Raw genomic sequence first — 23984 nt, forward strand, 5'->3', positions numbered from 1 at the left:
CACGCCATCAGGTTCCTACGTGCCTCCATAGCTCGGAGATCGCCCGTTCCACCCACGCCGTGGGGATGGTCTCGACCAGGCTCATGCCTGGGCGCAGGGGAATGGAGTCAGGCTGGGACGAGTCCGCCCTCACGAGCCGGGCGGTCGGGGATTGAGGCATCCATCGCACATGGTCGGTGTGCCCAAAGATCGCTACCAGAGGCGTGCCCACGGCGGCGGCGATGTGCATCGGACCCGAGTCGTTGGCGACCATCATTCGGCAGCGCGACGCGACTGCCGCCATCTCGCGGAGCGACAGTCCGGCGAGAACCGTGGACGACAATGACAGACGCGACGCCAGTTCGCGGCTGCGTTTTTCGTCGCCCGGACCGGAGAACACCAAGACGTGAGGCGCGATTGCCCACGAGCCGGTCGCCGCGTTCAGGGCGTCCGCGTACCGTGACTCCGGGAACCGTTTGTCATCCGAGCTGGCTCCGGGATGGACGCCGATGAACGGAGCGTCCGAACCGCGCAGGGCTCCCAGAGACTCATCGGCTGCAGCCCGTTCGCCTGACGAGAGCGGCATCTGCGGTTCCGCCGCCCGCGCAGACACGCCGACCAGTGCGAGCAGTCGCAAGTTGCGCTCGACTTCCCGGATCGATCCTGGTCGGTTCCCAAGGCGCTCGGAGTGCGTGAACGCCGGATGGAAGGGCTTGTCCGCATAGCCGACACGCATCGGCGCACCGGATGCCGCTGCGATGGCGTGGGTGTCCGTCGCCGTGCGGAGCGCGAAGACGCAGGTGAACCGCATGCGACGCACTCGCGACATCCATCGCAGCCGCGCGAGCAGGGACCGGTCGCCTCCGCGCGCATCATAGATCAGCACTTCGTCCACGTCGGGGTTGTGTTCCAGGATGGGCGCGTTCAACGGACTCGCCAGGACGGCGATGTGCGCTGAGCGGTGGGCTGCGCGGACGGCGGTGAACGCGGGCAGGGCACAGACCATGTCGCCGATGCCGTCGGGTCGGATGAACAGCACACGATCCACGGCGCACCTCAGACTGGCTGACTCGTGCCGAGAATGCGCCCGACGGCTTCCGCGACCGCCTGCGGGCTGTGGGCGTCCATGCACCCGTAACGGTTGCGTGTCAGCGGGCAATCGCGCTCGTAGCACGGAGCGCACGGGAGCCGAGCGTAGAAGACCTCGTGGCATTCGCCGTCAGGACCATGGCGACTCGGGCTAGTGGACCCGAACAACGCGACGACCGGCGTACCGACAGCCGCCGCGATGTGCATGGGACCCGAATCCGCCGTCACGCAGCAGTCGGATGCCTCGAGGAGGGCTCCCAAGACGAAAATGTCCCCGGCTTCGACGGCGTCGATGAACGGCACGTCTGCCATCGACTGGGCGAACGCATCGCGGGCGGCTCGCTCCGACTGCCCTCCGGTCACGACGACATCGTTGCCTTGTCGGGCGACGTGCCGCGCAACGTCTGCGAAGCGCTCGACGGGCCACGCCTTCGACCGCCACGTTGTGCCGAGGTTCATCGCGATGAGCGGCTTATGAGGACTGCCGCGACGGGCGTTCAGGAACGCAGCAGCCTCGAGTCGGTGCTCCGCCGTGTGCCAGAAGAACGTCTGGCGCTCTTCGTCGAGAACCGGGGGCACGCCAGCCAATCCGACGATGCGCAGATATCGATCGCGCTCGTGACAGCCCGCATCGGGCACAGTCGCCGTGAGAATCGGCTTCCAGCCGACGCGGGCGCCGCCAACGCGAACCGGGATACCGCTCGCCCACGCCAGCGCCGCCGACCGGACGCTCGTCGGATGAGCCACGACCGCGATGTCCCACCTGCCGGCTGACAACTGCTCGCGCCAGCGCCACGTGCTGCGCCAACCCGACTCCGCGCCATCCTTGTCCCACGCGAGCACCTCATCGAGGTATGGGTGGGACGCCATCATGTCGGCAACGTGAGATCGCACGTGAAGGCATACGTGGCTGCCCGGGAAGCGCTTTTTCAAGGCGCGCAACGCGGGACCCATCAGCACCATGTCGCCGATCCAGCCGCCCGTCTGCGTGACGTAGATGCGCGGGCTGCGTCCCGGCGTCACAAGACGGCGGCTGACGGAACCGATGCCCGAACCGCCTGCCCAAAGCGCCGCATGCCCTCGTCGATCTCGTCGAGTGTCGGATACCCGAACGAGAACCGGACATATGGTATGTCCTGCTCCTGGACGTGGAACGTGCGTCCGCGAGTGCAGAGCACGCGCAGGCGCGCCAATTCCGCCATCAGGCGGTCCATGTCGGTCGAATCGGGCACGCGCACCCAAGCGAACAAGCCGCCGAACGGCGGAATGCACGAAGCGAGGTCCGGCACGTACCGGCGGATCCCCGCCACAAGCGCGTCACGTTTCGCGCGAACTGCCGAGTTGGTCGTCGCGATGTGGCCCCACAGATGGTCGCGCAGGTACTCGGCAAGGACGATGCTGGCGAACGCGCTCGTTCCCCCGTCGAACCGCCCGGCGAGAACCGGCACCATGCGCGAAGGCGGCGCGATGAGGTATCCGAGCCGCATGCCGGGTCCCACGACCTTCGAGAACGTGCCGACGTGGACCACGCATCCCTGCGGCGCGATCCCGTACATGCTCGGGATCGGTTCACCCTCGAAGTGGATGTCGGCGTAGCAGTCATCCTCGAAGACGAGCACATCGTATTTCTCGGCGAGCTCGACGAGCTCTCGGCGGCGAGGCTTCGACAGGTTCGCGCCCGTCGGGTTCTGGTTCGTCGGAACCGTGTAGATGAGCGCCGGATGGACGCCGCGAGCCGTCAGGCCCGCCAGCGTCTTGCCGAGCTCGGACGTCACCATGCCGTCGCCGTCGACGGGAACTCCTACGAGGCGCGCGCCGGCATGTCGCAGAGCCCCCAGCGTTCCCATGTAGGTTGTTTCCTCGCAGATCACGGTGTCGCCGGGCTTGACGTACGCGCGGATCACCAGGTCGATGGCTTGCATGGATCCGCTGGCGATGGCGATGTCGTCCGTAGGAACTCGAGTGCCTTCACGCGACGCCAACCGATCTGCCGCCACGCGGCGCAGCTCGATATCGCCGTGGTCCCCAGGGTAGCGGACGAGCGTCTTGCCACCGACGCGGCGCAAGGCTCGCGCTGTGGCACCGATCAGCCCTTCCACCGGAAACGTGTCGGGATCGGGCATGCCGCCGGTGAAGTTGATCTCGCGGAGGGATGACATCGAGTCGTCTCCTTATGCTTTCACGCGGTCCCGTGAATGCCGGGCTCTTTCAGGTCGAGGACGGTTGTGGTATAGTTGCGAGTGACGACCTCGCCTGCGCCGCTCGGGTTCCGCGTGCCGACGAGTGCCAGCGTGCGTTGTTGCGGTCTAGGAGGTCTGCCATGTTGCCCGTTGAAGTCGCGTTCATCTCTTACGATCCGCGCGCGCAGCTCGCTGTCGTGTTTCTCCGCGAGATGGGCCCCCAGGTTCCCAAGGAACCCGAAGGCGACGCCGGCGCGGCTCCCCCGCGACGTTTGCTCCCGATCTGGATCGGCTTGCCCGAAGCGAACGCCATCTATCTCAAGATCGAGGGAAAAGAGCCTCTGCGGCCGTTCACCCACGACCTGATGGCGACGATACTCTCGACCCTTGAGGCACGCGTCCTTTCGGTGACGGTCCACTCGCTCGAAGAGTTCGTGTTCCACGGACGGATCGAGGTCGAGGCTGCAGGCAAAAGGCTGGACATCGACGCCCGGCCGAGCGACGCGATCGCTCTCGCGCTCCGCATGGAGGCGCCCATCTTCGTCGAGCCGTCCGTGATGGATGAATCGGCGATCACCGAAGCCGACATGCAAGAGATGGACAAGTACGCCCTCAAGCATACCTTGGAGTCCCTCGACGAGGAATCCTATGAGGAATTCAAGGTCTGACCGCCCTGCGCTGCCCAGTGGCTCCGTTCCTGTGGAGCCTCGATCCGACTCCACTCCGGGCGTTTGTCGGTCTACCCCTGAAGAACAGATCGGCTGATGAGCCTAGTTGAGCTCCTCATCGACAAGTTCCGCCAACTGCTCATGCCGGCACCGCCGCCCGACCCGCAGGTGCAGCTGAAGGAACTCCTCGCCCGACTGCACGCCGAACTTCGCGACGCGAAGATCCAAGCCGCCGACATGATACGCCAGAAGCGCGACCTCGAGCGAGCGCTCGATGAGCAGACCGTCACCGTCGAGCGACTGGAGGCGTCAGCGTCGTCCGCCCTTCGCAGCGGAAGCGACGCCTCTGCGCGGCGCTACGTGGAGCAGAAGCTGCACGCGATGGAGGTCCACACACAACTGGCAGAGCAGGTAGACGCCTTCCGAGCTCACGTTCAGGGACTGCTCGACGCCATCGAGACCTACAAACTCGAAATCGAGCGCGTCGAGCAGGAGCAGCGAACCTGGGAAGTCCGGCAGCGCACCGCCCAACTGAAGAGCTCGATGACTCGCGAAGTCACATCGACGTCCATCTCGGAAGCCAGGCGTCTCCTGCAGAGCTCGCGCGACGCCGCGCTGCATGAGGAGGCGCGCGCCGAGGTCCGCGACACGGTGCGCCAGCGCGTGTCGTCGACGGCTCCGCGATCCGCGTCGGATCGACTGGTCGATCGCGAGATCGAAAGGCTCCGAGCGGCGATATCTGAGACGCCGCAAGACCCGCGCTGACCTACGACGATGCCGATGCCCACGTCGCTGAGATGAGCTCGCGCGCGGCGACCAACTGCTCGTCCTGGTGGTAGGGCGACACCAGCCCGCTCTCGATTGTCAACCAGCCGTCGTAACCGACCGACTTGAGCGCATCGAATCCCGCCCGGAAATCCGTATGCCCGGCTCCCGGCTGAAGGCGGTTGCTGTCCGCCAGGTGTACGTACCCGACGCGCGCTCCGGCTCTACGGATCGAGTCGGCGATGGCACGCTCCTCGATCTGCATGTGGAAGAAATCGGCGAGTATCTTGATGCGACCCGAACCGACGCGGTCAATCACCTCGACCGCCTGCTCGAGTCGGTTCATGAACCGGGTCTCGTAGCGGTTGAGGGGCTCGAGGATGAGATCGACGCCGTGCTTTTCAAGGTCGGGTGCGAGCTCGCTGAGTTGGGCGACGAGCAGGTCGGTTCCGTACGCGTGTGCCGACGTGCCGTCGGGCAAATCGTCGAACTTGGGCTGTCCGAACACAGGCACTTCGATGATCGATTCCGCCCCGAGCCGCTTCGCCATGACGACGCGTTCCCGGTCGGTCGGCACAGCCGACGCGCGCGCCTTGGGGTCTGCCGCGAGGAGCGCGATGGATCCGACGATGGCAGTCACTTCGATGCCGGTGCCGTCGAGTTCGCCAAGCAGGTCGTCGGCGGTTCTCGACAGGTACTCGCCGCCAAGCTCGATGCCGGAGTATCCCGTTCGGCGTAGGGATTCGGCTCGCTCCCGCAGTGTGCTGCCGGGGATCGGTCCACGGATTCCAAGCTTCACGGTCCGTCTCCTCTGTATGGGCCCGTCACCACGTGTCCGGGCGCGGACGACTCGATGGGCGTTCTCTACCGCAACGCTTCGATCAACTGCTCTTCCGGCAGCGCGAGCGTGTCGCGCGCTTCCTTGAGCGCCGTCTGCGCGTCGAGATCCAACGGATCCGTCTCCACCGCGCGCTGAAAAGCCCGCACGGCGAGCTCGAGCTCCGCCCGCGTCCGGGCGTTCCGATAGCGGACCATGCCGGCGTCGACCCATGCGCCAGTGTCCGTCGGGTCCACCTTCACGATCTCTTCGAGCGCTGCGAGTACAGCGCCACTGTTCGGATCGCCGGTTCGTCGCAACAAACCGATCTGCTGCCGCAACGCGCTGACGAGTTCGGCTTCGGTCTCCGCAGACGCTGCGAGCTCGGCTCGCCGGATTTCCCGAACGGCTTCCCGAAGCTCCTCGATCGCAAGCTCCACGAGCTCCGCGCCGTCTTCCCGGTTTCCTGCGGCGAGTTGGGCAGTCGCGAGCTGCCGGTACGCTCTGCCCAGTTGCACGCGCGCCTGGATGCCGAATGGCAGGTCTTCAAACGGAGGGCGTGTCAGCTCGGGATCGGCGGCGATTGCCGCGAGGTACGACTCCGCCGCCAAGGTCATCTCGCGCGACGCCTGGTAGGTCGTGCCGAGGTAGTAGAGCGCCTCTGCATTGTCGGGCTGCATCGACAGGGCTCGTTGGTAGTCCGCAACAGCGGCGTCGGATTCGCCGTCGTCCCGGAGAACCCGCGCCCGAAGCAGCAGCGCGTCGATCATCGCCGGGTCGCGCCCCAGCGCCTGGTTCAGCAGGTGCAGGGCGCTCTCGTTCCAAGAGTTGCGGTGGAGAGTGAACGCCAACCGGACCTGGGACCGGGAGTCTTCGGGATTCCGAGCGATGGATTCGGCGTAGAGAACGCTCGCTTTGGCGAGGTCCTTGGCGTCAAACGCGGCGTCTGCGACGGCGATATCGGCAGACAGCTCTGCTGGTTGCCACAGCCAGGCTCCGCGGTCGAACGCGATGCGTCCTGACAGACTGCCGATGAGAAGCGCCAGCAGACCGGCTTCCACGGCGAACGCCGCGCGGCGACCGTTGCTCATGCGACAGCCCTTCGCCTTGCGAGAGCGTGGAATCCACCCGATATCGCGGCGGTCAGCGGAATCGTCACCACTAGCCCGATGGTGCCGGCGATGATGCGCACGATTTCGGAGGCGATCGCACCCAGGCTGAGGATTTCCATCCCCGTGGCTGGAATAACGTCGGTGCCGACGACCGCCAGCACCACAAGCAGGCGCAGACCGAAGTAGACGAAGATGACGGTGTTCACCATCGTGCCGAGGATATCGGTTCCGACGTTCATGCCAGCCTCGATCAGCCGAGGAATGCCAAGACCTGGATTCGCGGAGCTCACCTCTTCCATCGCCGAAGCGACTTCGATGGCAGCGTCGTTGGCGATCCCCAGCAGACCGATCAGCATGCCCGCGATCAGCAGACCTGCGAAGTCCAGATAGGACGCCGACTGCGATTCGATGATGTCCACGGCGTTCGCGCGCTCGATGCCGGTGAAGCGCAGCTCGCTCTGCGCGAAGAGGACCACGACACCGGCGATCAGCACGCCGCCGATGGTTCCCAGGATCGCCGCGTAGGTCTTGCGTCCGAAGCCTGCGACGATCAGCCGCGACTGGACCGAGATCAGAGCGCAGGTCAGCACGATCGTCCATACCGGATCGAACCCCCGGTGGATCATGGGCAGCATCACGTAGTAGAGGATGACGCCGTTGAGCACCATGGTCACCGCCGCTCGGATGCCTGTGCCCCTGCCGACGATGATGACCACGGCGATGAGGATGCCGAGGAGCGCGACGATGAAGCCGTCGCGGCTGTAGTCCTGAACCAGGTTGCGCGCGCTCAGAATGCGGACCTCGCCCACGGAGCCGCCGACTCGGCACAGGATGACGTCTCCGACCCCCGCGTTCACGTTCAGCATGGGGAACCCCTGCGGGTGCAGGTAGTTCCGAAACAGGGCTCGCTCGCCCTTGAACGACCCTCCAAGGAGCTCAACGTCGAACAGCTCCACGACGTTTGTCTCTCCTGTGGGAACGGACTGGACGACCGAAAGCACGCGTCCCTTGACGTACTCGGTCACCGCGACGATGTTGCCGTTCTCGTCTCGCTCTTCGCTGATCGTCGCAGACCTCCGGTTGACCGCCACGTAGCCGGCATGCGTCAGCACGAAGACGACGAGCAGGGCGATCGGGCTCTGCCAACGCTTGAGGGACATCAGGTCTCCCTCAATCCGCGCGTTTCATCGGTCGGCGACGCGTCTGAGCGCGAGCGCGAAGCCAGCACCCCCGCGATTGCCGCGCTGACGGGGATCGCCAGCACGAGCCCCATGGTTCCCATGATCGCATGGACAGCCTCGACCGCTGTTTCTTCGCTGTTGAGCATTCGCATGAATGGGTAGAGCCGTCCAGCCCCGGGGAACACGAGCCCCGGCATCACGATGAACACCAGGTCGGCTCCGATGAAGGCGAAGATCAGCGTGTCCGTCATCGTGCTCATGATGTCTTTGCCGACGTTGTATCCGGCGCGAATGGCTTCCATCGCCGAGATCGACGGATTCGCACGCTTGACCTCGTGGATCGTCGAAGTCACCGACATGCTGACGTCCATCATGGCTCCCAGCGCGGCGATGATCAGTCCGGCGGTCAACAGGTCGACATAAAGCCAACCGTGAGACTCCGGCTGTCGGTAGAGCACGGTTCCCAGTTCGAGGAACCCGAGCTCGACCGCCATGCCGGTGAAAGCGAGCAATCGACTGGCGATCAGCGAGATGACCGCACAGACGACCAATCCGCCAATAACCCCCAGCGACCCCGACACGACCTTTGCGCTGAAGCCCGTCACCAGCACGAAGGTCACGAGAGTCACCATGAGGGCAGTGACCAACGCGAGCGGCACGGGTCGGTTCCCGATAAGAGCGATGGAGCCCCACGCGAGTGCAGCGAATGCTGCGCCCGTCACTGCCCATGTCGCGATCCGGCGTGAGTGCACCGCGACCCAGCGCTTCGTCTCCGCCAATCCGTCGGACAGCACGCGGGCAACGAGCCATCCGATCCCCAGCAAGACGGCGGTGGTGCCCACGAGCCACGCGGCGTTCGCGGCGGCGCGACCCGTATGACCGAGAGCTCCGGGGACGAGCACGCCGAGTAGAAACAGAAGCGATGAAGCCAGCGACGCCAGCGTGAGGATCCCCTTGACGCCACCCACTAGGACCGTGGCGATTGACAACGCCGCGACCATGCGCAGCAAGAACTGAGTTCGGAAATACTCGCGGATATCGACGCGCTCGATTCGGTCGGCGCGTTTCATGGGCACATCGACGAACAGACGGTCGCCGATGCGTAGAACGCGGTCGCTGAAGGGTCTGCCCTGGAAGGTGTTGCCGACGACCGCCGTCGTGCCGCGAAAGTCCTGACCCCGCTGGCGCATCTCGGCGGGCCAGGTCAGGAGCCGCATGGTCAGTATCTGATCCTGGCGTTCGTCGATCCGCTGGACATCACCCGAAGCCCGTCCGCGCCGGAGCTTCGCGATGGTTCCGTCGGCGTGCCGGAACGTCACCCCGCCATCCATGTCGGACTCGACCACGGTTCCGATCAGCGCGGAGCCGTCGTTGAGCCTCAAGATGTCGCCGCTGTCGATATCGACCACCTGACCGACGCAGATGACCCGCGTCAGGCTCCCTTCTTGGACTGCCTCCGCGTACCGTCCGAGACGCACATCGAAAAGCGCGAACGCGACGAGGAGCACGAGCGAGGCGATCCATTTGACGCGCCATGAGTAGGTGAGATCGCCCGACATGGGTTCCCCTGGGACGCGCGGCTCGGATGCCCTAGTCCCGGTGACTGTGAAGGTGCTTGAAGATGCGCTGCGCCACGGGTCGCGTGATGCTCTTGACCGACAGCAGATCGTCGAGCGATGCGTGGCGGATCGACTCGACGTCGCCGAAATGGGAGAGAAGCGCGCGCTTGCGTCGGTCGCCGATGGACGGGATCTCATCGAGGATCGAGGTATTCATCCGTCGATCGCGCAGGCGTCGGAGGTAGCTCACGGCGAACCGGTGCGCTTCGTCGCGGATGCGTTGGACCAGGTGCAGCGTCGGATGGTCTTTGCGCAGTATGATCGCGTCGGCGGCGTCCGGCAGGAAGAGATGCTCGTAACGCTTGGCGACGCCGAATCGCGGTTGCCGCGCGTAGTCGGCGTCGGCGAGTCCCTCGCTGGCGGCGTTGAGCTGCCCCTTCCCACCGTCGATGAGGATCACGTCGGGCATCGGCGTGCCTTCCTGGATGCCGCGCGTGAAGCGCCTGAAGATGACTTGCCGCATCGCGGCGTAGTCGTCGGGGCCCTGAACGTCCTTCACTCGGAACCGGCGGTATTCCGATTTGGCGGGCTCGCCGTCCTCGAACACGACCATCGACCCCACGATGATGTCCCCGCCGAAGTTCGAGATGTCGTACGCCTCGATCCGATGCGGGATCGTGTCGAGGTTCATGATCTCCATCAGCTCGCGGAGCTCCGGTCGCTCGCCCGCGCTGTACACGACGTTGGCGGCGCGCTGCTCGAGGATCGTCGCTGCGTTCCTCTGCGCGAGTCCCGCCATCTCGCGTTTCTGCCCGCGCTGTGCCACGTGGATCGTCACGCGCGCGCCGCGTTTCTGCGTGAGCCACTCCGAGAGCGTGTCCTGCATCTCCACCGGTTCGATGAGCACGATGGTGCTCGGCACGAAGGAGGCATCCGCGTAGTACTGCGCCACGAACGCGGCGACGACGGAGCTCGTCTCCTCGCCTTCGACATCGGTCAGGAAGAAGTGCTCGCGCTCCACCAGCTTTCCGTCTCGCACCATGAGCACTTGGGCACAGGCGAGCCCGTCGCGGATGGCGGTTCCGATGACATCGTAGTCCTGACCCGCGGCGGAATCGAGGCGCTGGAGCTCGGTCGCTTGGCGAATATCGCGGATCTGGTCGCGGAGCCTCGCTGCCGCCTCGAAGTCGAGCGAGCGCGCCGCGTCTGCCATGCGTTTCTCCAGGCTCTCAAGCAACCGATCCGTCTTGCCGCTCAGGAACATCATGACTCCCTGGACCAGCGGTGCGTAGTCTTCGACCGTAACCAGGTCCGCACACGGTCCCGGGCACCTGCCCAGATGATGGTCGAGGCAAACGCGGTAGTCGTTGCCGATTGCCGAGAGCTCCAGCGCGCAAGTGCGCACTGGAAACGCCTTGGTGAGCACTTTGAGCGTCTCGCGGGTCGCGCGGGCGTGCACGAAGGGCCCAAAGTAGCGACTGCCGTCACGCTCCGTGTTGCGCGTCACGGACAACATGGGAAAAGGCTCACGAACCGTCAGTCGGATGTACGGGTACCGCTTGTCGTCTTTGAGCTTGATGTTGTAGCGAGGCTGGTACTGCTTGACGAGATTGTTCTCGAGTATGAGGGCATCGACGGCGCTGTTGGCGTGCAGAATCTCGATCGAGTGAACGCGCGGCAGCATCATCGCGATGAGCGTGCCGTGGGGCTTGGCGCTCGGCTGGAAGTAGCTGCGCACGCGGCTGCGCAGGGAAGCGGCTTTTCCGACGTACAAGACCGTGCCGTCCTCGCCCTTCATTAGGTAGACGCCTGGGCTCGCAGGCAGCTTCGCCAAAGTGTCGGCGAGATGATCGAAGGGCAAGAGCCGGTCTCCCTGATTCGCTCAATCCGCTCGTTGGTTCGTCGCACGCCGAGAGGCAAGCGCTCGCCGAACCTGCTCTCGCTGCTCCGGCGTCAGGCTCCTCAGGGCGTCTTGGAAGACACGCGGATCGGTGTCGGCAAGGCGCATCACGGTCTCGATCTCTCGAGGGCGCAGCGCACTCGTCCCTGACGGCAGTTGGTCCTCAGGTGTGTCCTGGCGACGCGAGGTCCGTCCGCGTCTGGATGCGGGACGTTCCACGAGGAACCGAGTCTCGCCGACGCGTCGAGCGACGATGCCCGCGCACACGACGGCAGTGCCTCCCAGCCCTGCCGTGCCGCCCCAGAACGCCGACGGCGCAAGCCACGCACCCAAGACTCCTGACACAGCGGCGGCTCCAGCGGCGGCGGCGACCCGCGACGACATGGCAGAACAGAGGCATCCCGCGGCGACGGCGGCGACCCATCCAGCCCATGGGTGCAGGAGCCCGCCGACCGCTCCTGCGACGGCCGACAGCAGAGCCCCGACCATGAACCAGACGACTACCCCCACGATATTCCCCGATTCGAGGTGAGCGAATGATAGCGCAGTCGGCAACGCGGTCAAAGAACCCTATTGGCTGTGGCTCATAAAGCGCCGAAGCATGCGGCGAGCTCGACAGACGCACTCCCGGCGTATTATGCTGATAGCTAATGAGCGCTCGCGCCGACCGCATATGGACGGCGTTGCGCGGCTGTCTGGGAAGGTCGAGATATGAACGGCGACAACTCGCGCAGTGGAACCTGGGTAGCTGTCAGTCTGGTTCTCGGCGTCAGCATGTTCCTGAGTGTGGTCGTGCTGGCGATAACGTTCTATCGGGTCCGTGTGCGACCGGATACCTTGTCCGTGACCGGGTCCACCAAGCAGCGCATCACGTCGGACGTAGCGAAATGGACGGCATCGTTCACTCGACAGACGACGGGTCGCGACCTGAGAGCCGCGACCGTCCAGATGGAATCCGACCTGGAGGTCGTGACCGCCTATCTGAAAGGCGAGGGCGTGACGGACGAGGGTTTGACCGTCGCGCCGGTGTCCGTCGAGCAGCAGTACGAAACGGTTCGAGTCGGTCAGGAGTGGCAGACGCGACCCGGGGAGTACCTGCTCCGCCAACGGATCACGCTCGAAACGAAGGACGTGCCGCTGGCGACCCACGTCGCGCAAGACATCACGAAGCTCATGGAGCAAGGCTTGGTGATCTGGACAGAAGGTTTGGAGTACTACTACACGGAGCTGCCGGACCTGCGAGTCGAGCTCCTGAAGGGGGCGGTGCAGGATGCGCGGCGCCGTGCTCAGACGGCTGCTGAGAACGGCGGATCGCGGCTCGGGAAGATGAAGTCCGTGTCGGCGGGGGTGATCCAGGTGCTGCCGCCACTCTCCACGGATGTTTCGGGAGACGGGCGGTACGACACATCGACCATCGAGAAGGATGTCATGACGACCGTGCACGCGAGATTCACGCTTCGGTGAGGTGGGCGCACTGCGTGGATAGGGAGGCGACGGATGGTTCGGCGTCACGTCTGGCTGGCATCGGCGTGTGCGGTGTTGGCACTGAACAGCGTGTATCTGTGGGCTCGGAACGATCCCACGGCTCTGTACGTGGCGAACGTTCTGCTGCACCTGGGCTTGTCGGGCGTCGCTCTGGTGTTGGGACTTCCTCCGTTGGCGCGTCTGCTGCGCGGACCGGGCGTCCTTCGCCGGGCGACCGGCGTCTTGCTCGCTGTGGGCGTGATCTCGGGCGTCGCCATCGTCGTACTCGGCGCGACGAAGCCCCATCGATGGATCGTGTGGGCCCATGCGGGGTCCCTTGCCGCCGGCGCGTTGCTGCTGCCGCTCGTCGTCTCGTCCGAGTGGCGTCGTCGCGTCGCGATGGCGGTGGGCGTAGTCGCCGTGCTCGCTCTCGTTCTACGGGCGCTACCGACTTCCGTTTCCAAACCCGCAAACAACTCCGGGGCTCTCTACGGCTCCGAGCTGGTTCGCAACCCCCAGCTACCCCCGGAGTCGATGTCGGGCGAGAATGCCGCGGGCACGGAGAGCCCCTTCTTCCCATCGTCCGTCGAGACATCCGACGGCAAGTTCATTCCCTCGTCGTTCTTCCTCGAATCCGAGCAATGCGGCGCGAGCAGCTGCCATCCAGACATCACGGCGCAATGGCGCGAATCAGCGCATCGACTGTCGTCGTTCAACAACCAGTGGTACCGCCGCTCAATCACCTACATGCAGGAGGTCCAGGGCATCGAGGGCTCCAAGTGGTGCGCAGGCTGCCACGATCCCGCCGTGCTCCTCACCGGCAGATGGACCCGTCCCATCGTCGAACAGCTCGATACGCCGGAAGCGCACGCAGGACTGGGGTGTTCTGCTTGCCATTCGATTGCCCACGTCAAGAACACGATGGGCAACGGCGGGATGGTGTACGAGTACCCGACCATGCACCGATTCGCAGAGACCTCGAATCCGCTGCTCAAAGCGCTGCACGACTTCGTCGTCCATCTGGACCCCGCGCCGCATCGCGAGACCTTCCTGAAGGACTTCCACACGGAGCAGACGTCTGAGTTCTGCTCAGGCTGCCACAAAGTGCATCTCGATGAACCCGTGAACCACTTCCGCTGGGTGAGAGGCTTCAACGAGTACGACGCCTGGCAGTCGAGCGGCGTCTCCGGGCAGGGGGCGATGTCGTTCTACTACCCTCCGACGCCCAAGGGTTGCGGCGACTGCCACATGCCGCTCGTGCCGTCGAAGGACAAGGGCAACATCCAGGGGATGGTGCACTCGCACCGGTTCCCAGCCGCGAACACGGCGCTCCCCTACGCGTGGGACCTGCCCGACCAACTGAAAGCAACCGAGGAGTTCCTCAAGTCGAAGATCGTCACGCTGGATATCTTCGGCATGGTGATCGGAGCCGATGAACAGGCGGTCGATGGCTCCACAGCGGGATCGGGCCCGATGGCATTCACGCTCAGCGGTGACGAGTCGGGGCTGATCCACGGTGCATCCGGCGGGTCAACCGTGGATGTCAGCCAGATCATCGCTCCGCTTGGGGCTGTTGATGCCGCGATCCGTCGCGGCGATTCGGCGCGCATGTCGGTCGTCGTCCGAACACGAGGCGTCGGTCATCGGTTCCCAGGTGGCACATTCGACGCCTTCGACGTGTGGGTCGAGCTGGAAGCAAAGGACAACCGTGGTCGAACCGTATTCCATTCTGGCGGGATCGAGCCCGACGGCAGCGTAGACCGAGGTGCTCATTTCTATCGCTCTGTCATGCTCGACGCACGCGGGAACGTCATCAACAAGCGGAATGCGTGGGCGGCTCGGACCGTGCTCTACGCACGCGGAATACCGCCAGGCGCTGCGGATACGGTCCACTTCCGCCTCGATATTCCCCCCGATGCCGGTGACACGATTGCTCTGACCGCCCGTCTGCACTACCGCAAGTTCGACCGATACAACACAAACTTCGCCTATGCAGGAGTGTCCAATGGCGACGGGAGCTACGACCTGCACCACGACGACCGTACGTGGTCGTTCACGGGCGACACGTCCGGTGTCGCTGGCGTAGTGAAGTCCATCCCGAATCTGCCGGTGATCACGGTTGCCGAGGACACCAAGACGATCCGCGTGCTTCCTGCAGACGCACCGGCGGTCGCTCCTCGGACGGCGACTTCGAAGGAACTGCGCGAACGCTGGAACGACTACGGCATCGGCCTGTTCCTGCAGGGCGATTTGAAGAACGCGCGGACGGTGTTCGAGCTGGTCACGCGGATGGATCCCGAGTATGCCGACGGTTGGGTGAACGTCGCCAGAGCCGAGGTTCGGGAAGGCGATCTGGATGCCGCAGAGCGCAATCTCCGTGAGGCGATCCGTCTGCTGGATGCCACCCCTTCAACGAACCCCCATCGCGCCAAAGCCCATGTGCTCATGGGTCAGGCGCATCGGACGCGCGGCGAATTCCGCGAGGCACTGGCGGAGTTCGGCATCGCCGCCAAGCAGTACCCGCGTGACAAGACGATCCTGAACGAGCTCGGCAAGGTCCACTTCCTCATGCGTGACTTCGAGAAGGCGGCTGAGTACTATGGGAGGACGCTCCAAGTCGACCCGGAGGACCTGACGGCTCACTACAATCTCATGCTGACTTACCGCGGAATGGGTGACTCGAGCCGCGCGGCAGAGCACCAAGCGCGCTATGTGCGGTTCAAGGCGGACGAGGCGGCGCAGGCGATCACCGGAGATGTCCGCCGCCATTCACCCGAGTTGAACTTGGAGCGGCAGGCGATCCGGGAGCACTACACCATGACTGTGCGTGCTTCATCGCCCGTTGGCTTCGGCGGAACGCAGGCGACGGCACGCATGAACCGTTGACAGGAGACAGCGATGCAGAGCAATCGCCTCGGTCTGCTGGTGTTCGGCGCGCATCCCGACGACTGCGACATCAAGGCTGGCGGTCTGGCGATCCTCTACGCGCAGATGGGGCACCGTGTGCGGTTCGTGTCCGTCGCGAACGGCGACGCGGGACACCATGAGCAAGGTGGAGCCATCCTGGCGCAGCGTCGCACGGCGGAGGCACGGAGGGCTGGCGACGTCGCCGGAATCGAATACATCACGCTCGACAACCATGACGGCGAGCTCGAACCGACACTGGAGAACCGGAGGAAACTCATCCGCATCATCCGGGAGTTCGAGCCCGATCTCGTTCTGACGCCGCGACCATGGGATTACCATCCAGACCACCGGTACGCTTCCGTGCTCGTGCAGGACTCGGCGTACCTCGTCACGGTGCCCAACATCTGCGCCGACGTCCGCCATCTCAACTACAACCCGGTGATCGCCTACGTCTCCGATGGGTTCCAGAAGCCGCTGCCGTTCCAGCCGACCGTGGCGATCGGCATCGACGAAGTCGTCGAGCGCAAGCTGGACATGCTCCACTGTCATACGTCGCAGGTCTACGAGTGGCTCCCGTACAACGGCGGATATCTCGCTGAAGTTCCGGAGGACGAGGCAGAGCGGAGACAGTGGCTCGCGGAGCGATGGAACCGACGGAGCAGCGCCGACCAGTACCGCGATCTCCTCGTCAAGCTCTACGGCGAAGAGGAGGGTGGTCGATTCCGCTTCGCGGAGGCGTTCGAGCCCTGCGAGTACGGGTCGCCGCTGACTGACGACAACATGCGCACGCTGTTCCCGATGCTCCCAGATGCTCGCGCGTGATAGATTGTCCCTGACCGGCGACTCCGAATTGAACCGGCGTCCGCGTTCACGGCTAGAACAGGAAACTGTCAGGACATCCCGATGCCGGATCCCTGCCCGACCTATGCGACCGAGGTCAACCGCACTCGCCCGGATTATGTGGTCTACAGACCGTCCGGAGAGTTCGAGCGGGACAGCGAGAACCAGCAGATCATCGTGACGCCGACCCCGCGCGGTACTTTTCTCGCGACCTGGACCATGTCGACACACGAGAACCACCCAGACCAGAGGATCGTCGTCAGCCGCAGCGGGGATCGCGGCAGGACCTGGTCTGCGCCTGTAGTCATCGACGGGGCATCGGCGTCGGATCGACCGGGAACCGGTCTGGCGAGCTGGTCGTTCTTCATCCAAGCCCCGGACCTGGGCAGAATCTACCTCTTCTGCAACAAGAACATCGGCATTACCGACTGCCGCGACGACACGACCGGCATTCTTCGGTTCCGCTACAGCGAAGACGACGGGCGAACCTGGTCCGAGCCGTTCGACCACCTACGCATCGGTCGCGGGGCTCTCGACCATCCGGATCCGGCTGTGCCCGTGAACTGGGTGGCGTGCTTCCAGAGCTTCCTGAACGCGGACGGCGTTCCGATGGAAGGATGGACGCGCTGGGGAACCGGCAGCCCAAACCTCCTGAACATCGACAGCGAAGTGTGGTTCTGGCGATTCGACAACATCCTCACCGAGACGGATCCATCGCAGATACGCATGACGACGCTGCCCGACGCCCCGAATGGTCTGCGCGTGGCTAGTCGCGATGCGCCGTCGATCTCCGTAGCGCAGGAACCCGCCACCGTGCGACTACCAGACGGCAGGCTGCTGACGGCGATGCGAACGCTCAACGGGTATCTCGCCTACTCCATCGGGACTGGCGACGGCGCCGAATGGTCTGATCCCGAGCCGCTCCGGTATCAGGACGGCGGCGAGCTCGTTCTGAATCCCATCTCGCCAGCGCCGCTGTACGAGACGGGAGACGGCGGGTACTTCCTGCTGTTCAACAACAACGACGGTACGTCGTTCGGCGGGACGAATCCGACGGACTATCGACGTAACCGACGCCCCTCGTGGATCGCCGCCGCAACGTACGCGCCGGACGACCATCAGCCGCTTCGCTTCGGCACGCCACGGCTCCTATGCGACACGGACGGCGTTGTGCTGGGCCCGAGCCGGCGTGTCGAACCGGCGAGCTACCCGAGCTACTTCATGGACGGCGAGGATCGGTTCCTATGGTACCCAGATCGCAAGCACTTCGTGCTCGGGAAGCGGCTGAGCGCTCGACTGCTGAGCCCGACCGGGGCGAACGGCAGCCGATGAACCCCTCCGCTGCGGCGATGTTCCATCGGCAGCGAAACCGGCTGGTGTTCGCGTGGAGTCTCGTGTGGGCGATCGCGATCAGTCACACCCTCGCGGCGGACACGGATGTGTATCGGATCATGCCCGGCGACTCCCTGCGCATCGCGGTGCTGAACCGTCCGGAATACTCCCAGGAGGTCAAAGTCCAACGGGACGGCACGTTCGTATACTTCGTCGTGGGCAACGTGATCGCCGCTGGACGGACGTTGACGGAGCTGCAAGCCCTGCTGCGCGAGGGGCTGACCCCGAAGCTGGCGGACGCCGAAGTGGTCGTCGTGCCAGTGCCACGCGCCAACGAGGTGTACGTCGGAGGAGAGGTTCGCACTCCCGGACGCTACGAGTTCGCGGAGGGCGAGATCGACGTCCAGCGTGCGATCATGCTCGGAGGAGGGAGCGTGCCTGATGTCGCGGACTTGACAAGAGTGCATGTCATTGCCGTCGGGGAGGAAGCCTCCACCGTGGATGCAACGCTGTCACCCGACACGCTTGTGCGACACGGCACAGCCATCGTGGTCGCCGCGCGGTCGTCGATCCGCGTCACCGGGAATGTGCAGACGCCCGGAGTCTACTATGTCGCTGGTCCGGTCTCCGTGCGGTACGCGCTCGGTCTCGCCGGCGGGCCCGTCGATGAGAAGGGAAGCGTCTCGGACTTTGTGGTTCTGAGGCGCGACGGCTCGGTGGAACCGGTTGGCGGCTCCGAGCGGTTCTGGGAAGGTTCTGACTCGGGCCCCACGTTGCGCAGCGGCGACACACTCTACGTGCCAAACGCCTATCGAGTCGAGGAGATCAGCGTCCTGGGTTACGTCCACAATCCAGGCATGCTGCGCGTGCGTGGACCGATCACGGTCGCGCGAGCCCTGTCGCTCGCAGGTGGAGCGATCTTGGACGAAGCCGACTTGAAGTCGATCGAGGTGATCCGGGCAAGAGGCTCTGTGGATCGGTTGGCATTGGAGGAAACGTCCACTGAGAGCTGGGTCTACCCCGGCGATGTCGTCCGCGTGTCCAAGCGCTTCACGATCAACTGGATGGCGATCTTGAGCGCCATCTCCACCGGCGCTGTCGTCTACAGCCTCATTCGGCGATGACTCCAGTCGGGAACCGACGATGACCTGGCGGGTGAGCGAGACACACGAGGTCGCTGGCTACTCGTTTCAATGGATCAAAGACGAAGCGGATGCCTGGTTCGTTGCCGTGTGGAAGGACGCAACGCCGGACACGTTGAGTCCAGAAACGCTTCGACAGTGCCTGACCATCTACCGCGTTCGCCCGACCGGCGATTCCAAGGCTGACTTGCGCGCCGTCCGCGATTTCTGCCAGCGGTTCGTCGCCGATATTCCGTTCCGAGTTCGCGCGATCCGCAACAAGCTGCCGACGCTCTCGGCGCTTGGGCTGGCTGCCGTCGATACCGATCAGGAACGATGACGTGGCGTGGTTCCGACGGCGCGAGTCATGGGTCGATATTGGGCCCGTCGCTGATTACCCGCCCGAGACGGTCCGACGAGTCACCATCCGTGGGACGCCAATCGCAATCTTCTCCACGGACGGCGCCCGCTACGCGCTGGGCGACATCTGTCCCCACATGGGGGGCTCACTCAGCGAAGGCACGCTGGAGCCAGGGCTGCTTGTCGAGTGCCCGGACCATACACTACGATTCTCGCTGATCTCAGGGCGTTGCGCCGAAGGCGAGCCCTACGAAGCCCGCGTGTTCCCAACTCGCGAGGCTGACGGACGTCTGATGATCCGGTTCTGAGCGCGCCCGAATCCTGACACCGCCGGATTCTCCACATGACTCCGATCACATCGCTCTATCGCCGCCCGCTCGCGCTCCTGACCGATCTCTACCAGGTGACGATGGCGTACGCCTACTGGAAGCGCGGCGTCCATGACCGAGAAGCGGTGTTCCACCTTTTTTTCCGACAGAACCCCTTTCAGGGCGGCTTTACGGTCGCGTGCAGGCTGCGAACGATTGTCGATCTGCTCGAGACGGCTCGGTTCACCGCCGAGGATACCGACTATCTCGCCGATCTGCGTGGCAATGACGGCGCTCCTCTCTTCGAGCCGGAGTTCCTGTCCTACCTGCGTCGCCTTCGGTTTTCCTGCGATCTCGACGCCGCGCCCGACGGTTCCGTCGTGTTCCCGCACGAACCGGTTCTGCGCATTCAGGGCCCGATCCTCCAGTGCCAGTTGCTCGAGACGCCGTTGCTCAACGCCGCCAACTTCGAGTCCTTGATCGCCACGAAGGCGGCGCGCGTGTGCCTCGCGGCGGAAGGCGACCGCGTCATCGAGTTTGGCTTGCGGCGCGCCCCTGGCATCGACGGCGGCGTGACCGCGAGCCGGGCTGCCTACATCGGCGGGTGTGCTGGCACGAGCAATTTGCTTGCCGGATGTCTGTTCGGAGTGCCCACGATGGGCACGCACGCCCACTCATGGGTCATGTTCTTCGATGACGACTTCGCGGCGTTTGACGCCTACGCCGACGCCCTGCCCAACAACTGCGTGTTCGTGGTCGACACCTACAACACGCAAGACGGCGTGCGACAGGCGATCGAGGTAGGCAGGCGGCTTCGGGACGAGGGGCATCGGCTCGCCGGCATCCGCCTCGACTCCGGCGATATCGCTTTTCTCAGCACCCGGGCCCGAGCCGCGCTGGACGAAGCTGGGTTCCACGACGTGATCATCGTCGCCAGCAACGATCTCGACGAACACACTATTGCCAGCCTCAAGTCTCAGCGAGCCCGCGTCGACGTGTGGGGTGTCGGCACGCGGCTGGTGACGTGCTACGGACAAGGGTCTCTGGGCGGGGTCCTCAAGCTGACGGCGGTGCGCGATGAGTCGGGTGCGTGGCGCGAACGTCTGAAGCTGTCCGAGCAGGCAGTGAAGGTGTCTACGCCGGGCATCCTTCAGACGCGGCGTTTCCGGTCCGAGGAGGGCTTGGACGTGGCAGACGCCGTTTACGACGTGCGGCGACCCGTGCGCGGAGCCTGCACAATCGTCGATCCGTTCGATCCGACACGACAGCGGCGCATCAATCATTGGGCGACGTACAGGGACGTGCTCATCCCCGTCTTTCGCGGCGGGTCGCGCGTGTACGACCTACCGGCGTTGGCAGCATCGCGCGAGAACACGGCATCGAATCTCAAACGTCTGCATCCTGGGATCCTTCGGCTGCTGAACCCGCATGAGTTCCCGGTCGGGCTCGAAGCGTCGTTGCACGAACGACGCATCGAGCTGATGGGGCAATACCGACGGAAGAGCCAGACGTGAATCGGGCGAAGCGCGCACTCATCCTCGTCGATATCCAGAACGACTTCTGCCCAGGAGGGGCACTCGCGGTCCCGGACGGCGATGCAATCGTGCCGGTCGTCAATGCGATCATGCCGCAGTACAAGCTCGTGGTTGCCACGCAGGACTGGCATCCGCCCGGTCACGCGAGCTTCGCGTCGAGCCACGGAGCGCGTCCGGGCGACACGTTAGAACTGGACGGGTTCCATCAGGTGCTGTGGCCCGACCACTGCGTACAGGGAACGCCGGGCGCTGAGTTCGTTTCCGAGCTGAACACGGAGCCGATCTGCCACGTGTTTCAAAAGGGCACCGATCCGGTAATCGACAGCTATTCGGGGTTCTTCGACATGGCAAGACGTCACTCGACGGGTCTCGGAGACTACCTACGGCAGCAGGGGGTCACGCAGGTCCATGTGGTCGGGCTCGCCACGGACTACTGCGTTCGGTTCACAGCGATGGATGCGCGCGGTCTCGGATTCGACGTGACCGTCTTGGTCGACGCGACGCGCGCCGTCGAGTTGCATTCAGGAGACAAGGACAGCGCTCTGGAAGACATGAGACAGGCGGGCATCAGGATCGAGCTGGCGAGCGCCGCAGCGGGTGATGCATGATCGACAGGGTTTTCCGCCACGGCGCTGACGTCACCACGTTCGTGGCACGCATTTTCCGCGAGCCCGCGGCCCGGAGGGCGGCAAGGTTCGCCGCAGCGGTCTGCGTGGCGGTCGGCGTGTGGCTGCTATCCGGCTGCGATGAGCGGGCGGCGGAAAGGCGTCTTGCATCGCTCGTCGAGGAGTCGCGAACCAGAGAATCGCCTGACGCCGAGTGGGAGGAGGCGATCCGCAAGATCGCTCGTGGCGCGCGTGACGAAGCGGTGCGGCTCAGAGCGTCCTACGTGTTCGGGAACGCCCTTCGCTCAGCCGAGCGCTACGAGGAGGCCGCCGCCGCCTATGCGCGGTGCGATGTCGAGGGGTTCATCCTCCGCGACATGGCGCGATATTACCGCGCGGAGTGCCTGAGACGCCTGCAGAGGCACGATGAGGCAGTCGACGCCCTCCGCTCTCTCTTGCAGGACTTCCCCGCGTTCCCATTGCCCGCGACTGCCACGTTCGCGCTGGCGGAGGAGTATGAAGCGTCCGGCGAATCGGGGAAGAGCTTGGCTGCGTTCCAGTCCATCGCGGACGATCCAGACCTGGGACGGTCGGCGCGCGTGCGCGCGGCGAAGGCGCTGTCGGGCATCGACAAGCATGCGGAGGCGTTCGACCTGCTTCAGACGCTCATCGAGGAGAAAGGGAACGACGCCCACGCACTGCGCGCTGTGGAGGAGCTCCAGCGCATCGTGTCTGCCAACCCTGCGCTCAAGCTGACGCGTCGCCAGGAGTTCCTGCAGGCACAGGTGCTCCACGACAACGGTCAGCGCGCTCGAGCGCGTGACCTGTGGGACAAGGTCGTGCGGTCGGGAAGCGACGACCTGACCCACCGCTCCCGCTACGCTGTCGGCATGTCGTACATGCGGGAGCGCGACTGGGGCAACGCGAACAAGGTCTTCACCAAGCTGATCGCGACGGCGGGAGCCAGCTACAAAGCTCGCGGGACGCTCCAGAAGGCGCTCGCGGCGCGCCGTGACCAGAAGCGCACGACGGCGCTGAAGGTGTTCGACGATCTCGAGCGGCTCTACCCCAAATCCGATGTCTTCGTCGAGTGCCTGATGGAACATGCGTGGACGCTGAAGGACGCAGGCGACTACGCCGGCGCGTTGGCGTTCTACTCCCGCGTCGCGCGCGACTTCGGCAAGAGCTCGTTCGGCGATGAAGCCTCATGGCAGTCGGCGTGGTGCCAGATCAAGCTCGGGTCGAACGACTCCGCGATCCAATCTCTCACGTCGCTCGTATTGCAGCACCCCAAGAGCAGCCATGTGGGTCGCGCGTGGTTCTGGATCGGCAAGCTGTCTGAGCGCGTCGGCAAGTGGTCGGAATCAGCAGACGCCTATCGCCGTGTCGTCGAGGCGGACACCTACTACTACGTCGACCGAGCGATTGAGCGTCTGGGAGCACTGGAATCCGACGGCCGAATACCACGGTCCGTCGTGCCGGCACTGCGCCGTGTCGTCGCGAAGTCCGCCATATCGCTGGATACGCTTCGAGGCCAGGTATCCGACCGAGTCACGCTGATGGAGGCGCTGAGCGACTACGGAGCCGCCATCGCGGAACTGACCTCGCTCGCGCAGCGCGACGCGTCGCAGCGCGCCAAGTACACGTTCCACGTCGTGACGGCCTATCAGGCAGCGGGCAAGCCGTATCAGGCATACCTCGCCGCGTATCGCTTCACGACGCTGCCCGAGGTGCGATCCAACGGAACCGCGCCCCCAATCGAGATCGGCGAACTGCTCTACCCGCTGCCATACCCCGAAGCCATTGAGAAGGAGGGGCGGGAGTTCGACATCGACCCGCACTACATCGCCGCGACCATTCGCGAGGAGAGCCGGTTTAACCCGACGGTCAAGTCGTGGGCGGGAGCTTACGGACTCATGCAGGTCATGCCGGACACCGGCAAGGTCGTCGCGCAGCGGCTCGGGATCGAGTCGTTCACGACGTCCATGCTACTGGATCCGGAGGTGAACATCCGCATCGGGAGCTGGTACCTGCGTTCACTGATGGATCAGTTTGGCGACGATCCGTACCTGGTCGCTGGGGCTTACAATGGCGGGCCGGGCCGCATGAGTCGCTGGCAGACTGAGTTCGGGGTGACGGATCGAGACGAGTTCATCGAGCAGATACCGATTGACGAGACCCGCAACCACATTTTCAAGGTTATGCACGCCTACAACACGTACACGCGGCTCTACGAGGACCTCGGAGCCGAATGAGTCCACG

The 23984-nt window shown here is 64.7% G+C and carries 20 protein-coding genes; 11 read left to right on the forward strand and 9 right to left on the reverse strand.

Translation table 11 applies throughout. The features are described from left to right. Window positions 1–7: 7 nt before the first annotated feature. From FJZ36_00285 to FJZ36_00295, 3 genes are read right to left on the reverse strand one after another with little or no spacing between them, the layout of a single operon-like run. Entirely contained in the window at window positions 8–1192 is a 1185-nt protein-coding gene (locus FJZ36_00285; GenBank protein ID MBM3213344.1) for a glycosyltransferase family 9 protein, read from the reverse strand. Then, window positions 1036–2091, reverse strand: a complete 1056-nt coding sequence (locus FJZ36_00290) for a glycosyltransferase family 9 protein (protein ID MBM3213345.1) — start codon at window positions 2089–2091, stop codon at window positions 1036–1038. The genes FJZ36_00285 and FJZ36_00290 overlap by 157 nt, the downstream gene beginning before the upstream one ends. Beyond that, the gene (locus tag FJZ36_00295) at window positions 2088–3227 is read right to left on the reverse strand and encodes a PLP-dependent aminotransferase family protein (protein MBM3213346.1); all 1140 of its coding nucleotides are present in this window, start codon (window positions 3225–3227) and stop codon (window positions 2088–2090) included. The genes FJZ36_00290 and FJZ36_00295 overlap by 4 nt, the downstream gene beginning before the upstream one ends. Here FJZ36_00295 and FJZ36_00300 point away from each other — a divergent pair. Both FJZ36_00300 and FJZ36_00305 read left to right on the forward strand, forming a co-directional pair. Further along, a complete protein-coding gene (locus tag FJZ36_00300) occupies window positions 3221–3916 on the forward strand; it encodes a bifunctional nuclease family protein (protein ID MBM3213347.1) in 696 nt (231 codons plus the stop codon). The genes FJZ36_00295 and FJZ36_00300 overlap by 7 nt on opposite strands. Before the next feature lie 96 nt (window positions 3917–4012). After that, window positions 4013–4681: a hypothetical protein gene (locus FJZ36_00305; GenBank protein MBM3213348.1), complete on the forward strand. Its 669-nt coding sequence runs from the start codon at window positions 4013–4015 to the stop codon at window positions 4679–4681. 1 nt (window position 4682) lies between these two features. Here the strand turns inward: FJZ36_00305 and FJZ36_00310 are convergent, their stop codons facing one another. Genes FJZ36_00310 through FJZ36_00335 form a run of 6 tightly spaced genes read right to left on the reverse strand, consistent with a single transcriptional unit; the run spans window position 4683 to window position 11760 of the window. Further along, window positions 4683–5732, reverse strand: coding sequence for a sugar phosphate isomerase/epimerase (locus FJZ36_00310; GenBank protein ID MBM3213349.1), 1050 nt, complete (start codon window positions 5730–5732; stop codon window positions 4683–4685). Then, the gene (locus FJZ36_00315) at window positions 5546–6589 is read right to left on the reverse strand and encodes a tetratricopeptide repeat protein (protein ID MBM3213350.1); all 1044 of its coding nucleotides are present in this window, start codon (window positions 6587–6589) and stop codon (window positions 5546–5548) included. Before FJZ36_00315 ends, FJZ36_00310 begins: the two co-directional genes overlap by 187 nt. After that, a complete protein-coding gene (locus tag FJZ36_00320) occupies window positions 6586–7770 on the reverse strand; it encodes a YibE/F family protein (protein MBM3213351.1) in 1185 nt (394 codons plus the stop codon). Before FJZ36_00320 ends, FJZ36_00315 begins: the two co-directional genes overlap by 4 nt. Next, window positions 7770–9350: a YibE/F family protein gene (locus FJZ36_00325; protein MBM3213352.1), complete on the reverse strand. Its 1581-nt coding sequence runs from the start codon at window positions 9348–9350 to the stop codon at window positions 7770–7772. The genes FJZ36_00320 and FJZ36_00325 overlap by 1 nt, the downstream gene beginning before the upstream one ends. A gap of 31 nt (window positions 9351–9381) precedes the next feature. Further along, window positions 9382–11211 (reverse strand): excinuclease ABC subunit UvrC, encoded by a 1830-nt coding sequence (gene uvrC, locus FJZ36_00330; protein MBM3213353.1) that lies wholly within the window; start codon window positions 11209–11211, stop codon window positions 9382–9384. Between the two features lie 21 nt (window positions 11212–11232). Continuing rightward, window positions 11233–11760 carry a hypothetical protein gene (locus tag FJZ36_00335; GenBank protein MBM3213354.1) on the reverse strand — a complete coding sequence of 176 codons (528 nt, stop codon included), beginning with the start codon at window positions 11758–11760 and terminating at the stop codon, window positions 11233–11235. A 201-nt stretch (window positions 11761–11961) separates the two neighbouring features. Here FJZ36_00335 and FJZ36_00340 point away from each other — a divergent pair, with 201 nt between their 5' ends. The 9 genes from FJZ36_00340 to FJZ36_00380 all read left to right on the forward strand — a co-directional run bounded on the left by FJZ36_00340 (window position 11962) and on the right by FJZ36_00380 (window position 23977). Further along, complete coding sequence (locus FJZ36_00340; GenBank protein MBM3213355.1) at window positions 11962–12714, forward strand: SIMPL domain-containing protein; 753 nt, start codon at window positions 11962–11964, stop codon at window positions 12712–12714. A 33-nt stretch (window positions 12715–12747) separates the two neighbouring features. Next, a complete protein-coding gene (locus FJZ36_00345; GenBank protein MBM3213356.1) occupies window positions 12748–15600 on the forward strand; it encodes a tetratricopeptide repeat protein in 2853 nt (950 codons plus the stop codon). A 12-nt stretch (window positions 15601–15612) separates the two neighbouring features. Then, window positions 15613–16443 carry a PIG-L family deacetylase gene (locus tag FJZ36_00350; protein ID MBM3213357.1) on the forward strand — a complete coding sequence of 277 codons (831 nt, stop codon included), beginning with the start codon at window positions 15613–15615 and terminating at the stop codon, window positions 16441–16443. A gap of 81 nt (window positions 16444–16524) precedes the next feature. After that, window positions 16525–17793: an exo-alpha-sialidase gene (locus tag FJZ36_00355; GenBank protein MBM3213358.1), complete on the forward strand. Its 1269-nt coding sequence runs from the start codon at window positions 16525–16527 to the stop codon at window positions 17791–17793. Beyond that, window positions 17613–18917, forward strand: coding sequence for a hypothetical protein (locus FJZ36_00360; GenBank protein MBM3213359.1), 1305 nt, complete (start codon window positions 17613–17615; stop codon window positions 18915–18917). The genes FJZ36_00355 and FJZ36_00360 overlap by 181 nt, the downstream gene beginning before the upstream one ends. A 191-nt stretch (window positions 18918–19108) precedes the next feature. Further along, window positions 19109–19582, forward strand: a complete 474-nt coding sequence (locus tag FJZ36_00365; protein MBM3213360.1) for a Rieske 2Fe-2S domain-containing protein — start codon at window positions 19109–19111, stop codon at window positions 19580–19582. A 35-nt stretch (window positions 19583–19617) separates the two neighbouring features. Beyond that, window positions 19618–21096, forward strand: coding sequence for a nicotinate phosphoribosyltransferase (locus tag FJZ36_00370; GenBank protein MBM3213361.1), 1479 nt, complete (start codon window positions 19618–19620; stop codon window positions 21094–21096). Beyond that, a complete protein-coding gene (gene pncA / locus FJZ36_00375) occupies window positions 21093–21725 on the forward strand; it encodes a bifunctional nicotinamidase/pyrazinamidase (GenBank protein ID MBM3213362.1) in 633 nt (210 codons plus the stop codon). Before FJZ36_00370 ends, pncA begins: the two co-directional genes overlap by 4 nt. After that, window positions 21722–23977 (forward strand): tetratricopeptide repeat protein, encoded by a 2256-nt coding sequence (locus FJZ36_00380; protein ID MBM3213363.1) that lies wholly within the window; start codon window positions 21722–21724, stop codon window positions 23975–23977. The genes pncA and FJZ36_00380 overlap by 4 nt, the downstream gene beginning before the upstream one ends. Window positions 23978–23984: the final 7 nt, after the last annotated feature.

It is taken from the genome of Candidatus Poribacteria bacterium, from assembly GCA_016866785.1.
Taxonomy (GTDB): Bacteria; Poribacteria; WGA-4E.

Coding starts and splice junctions, on each gene's coding strand:
- FJZ36_00285 (MBM3213344.1), bottom strand. CDS start 1,192: ATGCCACGAGGTCTTCTACGCTCGGCTCCCGTGCGCTCCGTGCTACGA.
- FJZ36_00300 (MBM3213347.1), top strand. CDS start 3,221: ATGACATCGAGTCGTCTCCTTATGCTTTCACGCGGTCCCGTGAATGCC.
- FJZ36_00295 (MBM3213346.1), bottom strand. CDS start 3,227: ATGTCATCCCTCCGCGAGATCAACTTCACCGGCGGCATGCCCGATCCC.
- FJZ36_00305 (MBM3213348.1), top strand. CDS start 4,013: ATGAGCCTAGTTGAGCTCCTCATCGACAAGTTCCGCCAACTGCTCATG.
- FJZ36_00310 (MBM3213349.1), bottom strand. CDS start 5,732: ATGGGTCGACGCCGGCATGGTCCGCTATCGGAACGCCCGGACGCGGGC.
- FJZ36_00315 (MBM3213350.1), bottom strand. CDS start 6,589: ATGAGCAACGGTCGCCGCGCGGCGTTCGCCGTGGAAGCCGGTCTGCTG.
- FJZ36_00320 (MBM3213351.1), bottom strand. CDS start 7,770: ATGTCCCTCAAGCGTTGGCAGAGCCCGATCGCCCTGCTCGTCGTCTTC.
- FJZ36_00325 (MBM3213352.1), bottom strand. CDS start 9,350: ATGTCGGGCGATCTCACCTACTCATGGCGCGTCAAATGGATCGCCTCG.
- FJZ36_00340 (MBM3213355.1), top strand. CDS start 11,962: ATGAACGGCGACAACTCGCGCAGTGGAACCTGGGTAGCTGTCAGTCTG.
- FJZ36_00345 (MBM3213356.1), top strand. CDS start 12,748: ATGGTTCGGCGTCACGTCTGGCTGGCATCGGCGTGTGCGGTGTTGGCA.
- FJZ36_00350 (MBM3213357.1), top strand. CDS start 15,613: ATGCAGAGCAATCGCCTCGGTCTGCTGGTGTTCGGCGCGCATCCCGAC.
- FJZ36_00355 (MBM3213358.1), top strand. CDS start 16,525: ATGCCGGATCCCTGCCCGACCTATGCGACCGAGGTCAACCGCACTCGC.
- FJZ36_00360 (MBM3213359.1), top strand. CDS start 17,613: ATGCGACACGGACGGCGTTGTGCTGGGCCCGAGCCGGCGTGTCGAACC.
- FJZ36_00370 (MBM3213361.1), top strand. CDS start 19,618: ATGACTCCGATCACATCGCTCTATCGCCGCCCGCTCGCGCTCCTGACC.
- FJZ36_00380 (MBM3213363.1), top strand. CDS start 21,722: ATGATCGACAGGGTTTTCCGCCACGGCGCTGACGTCACCACGTTCGTG.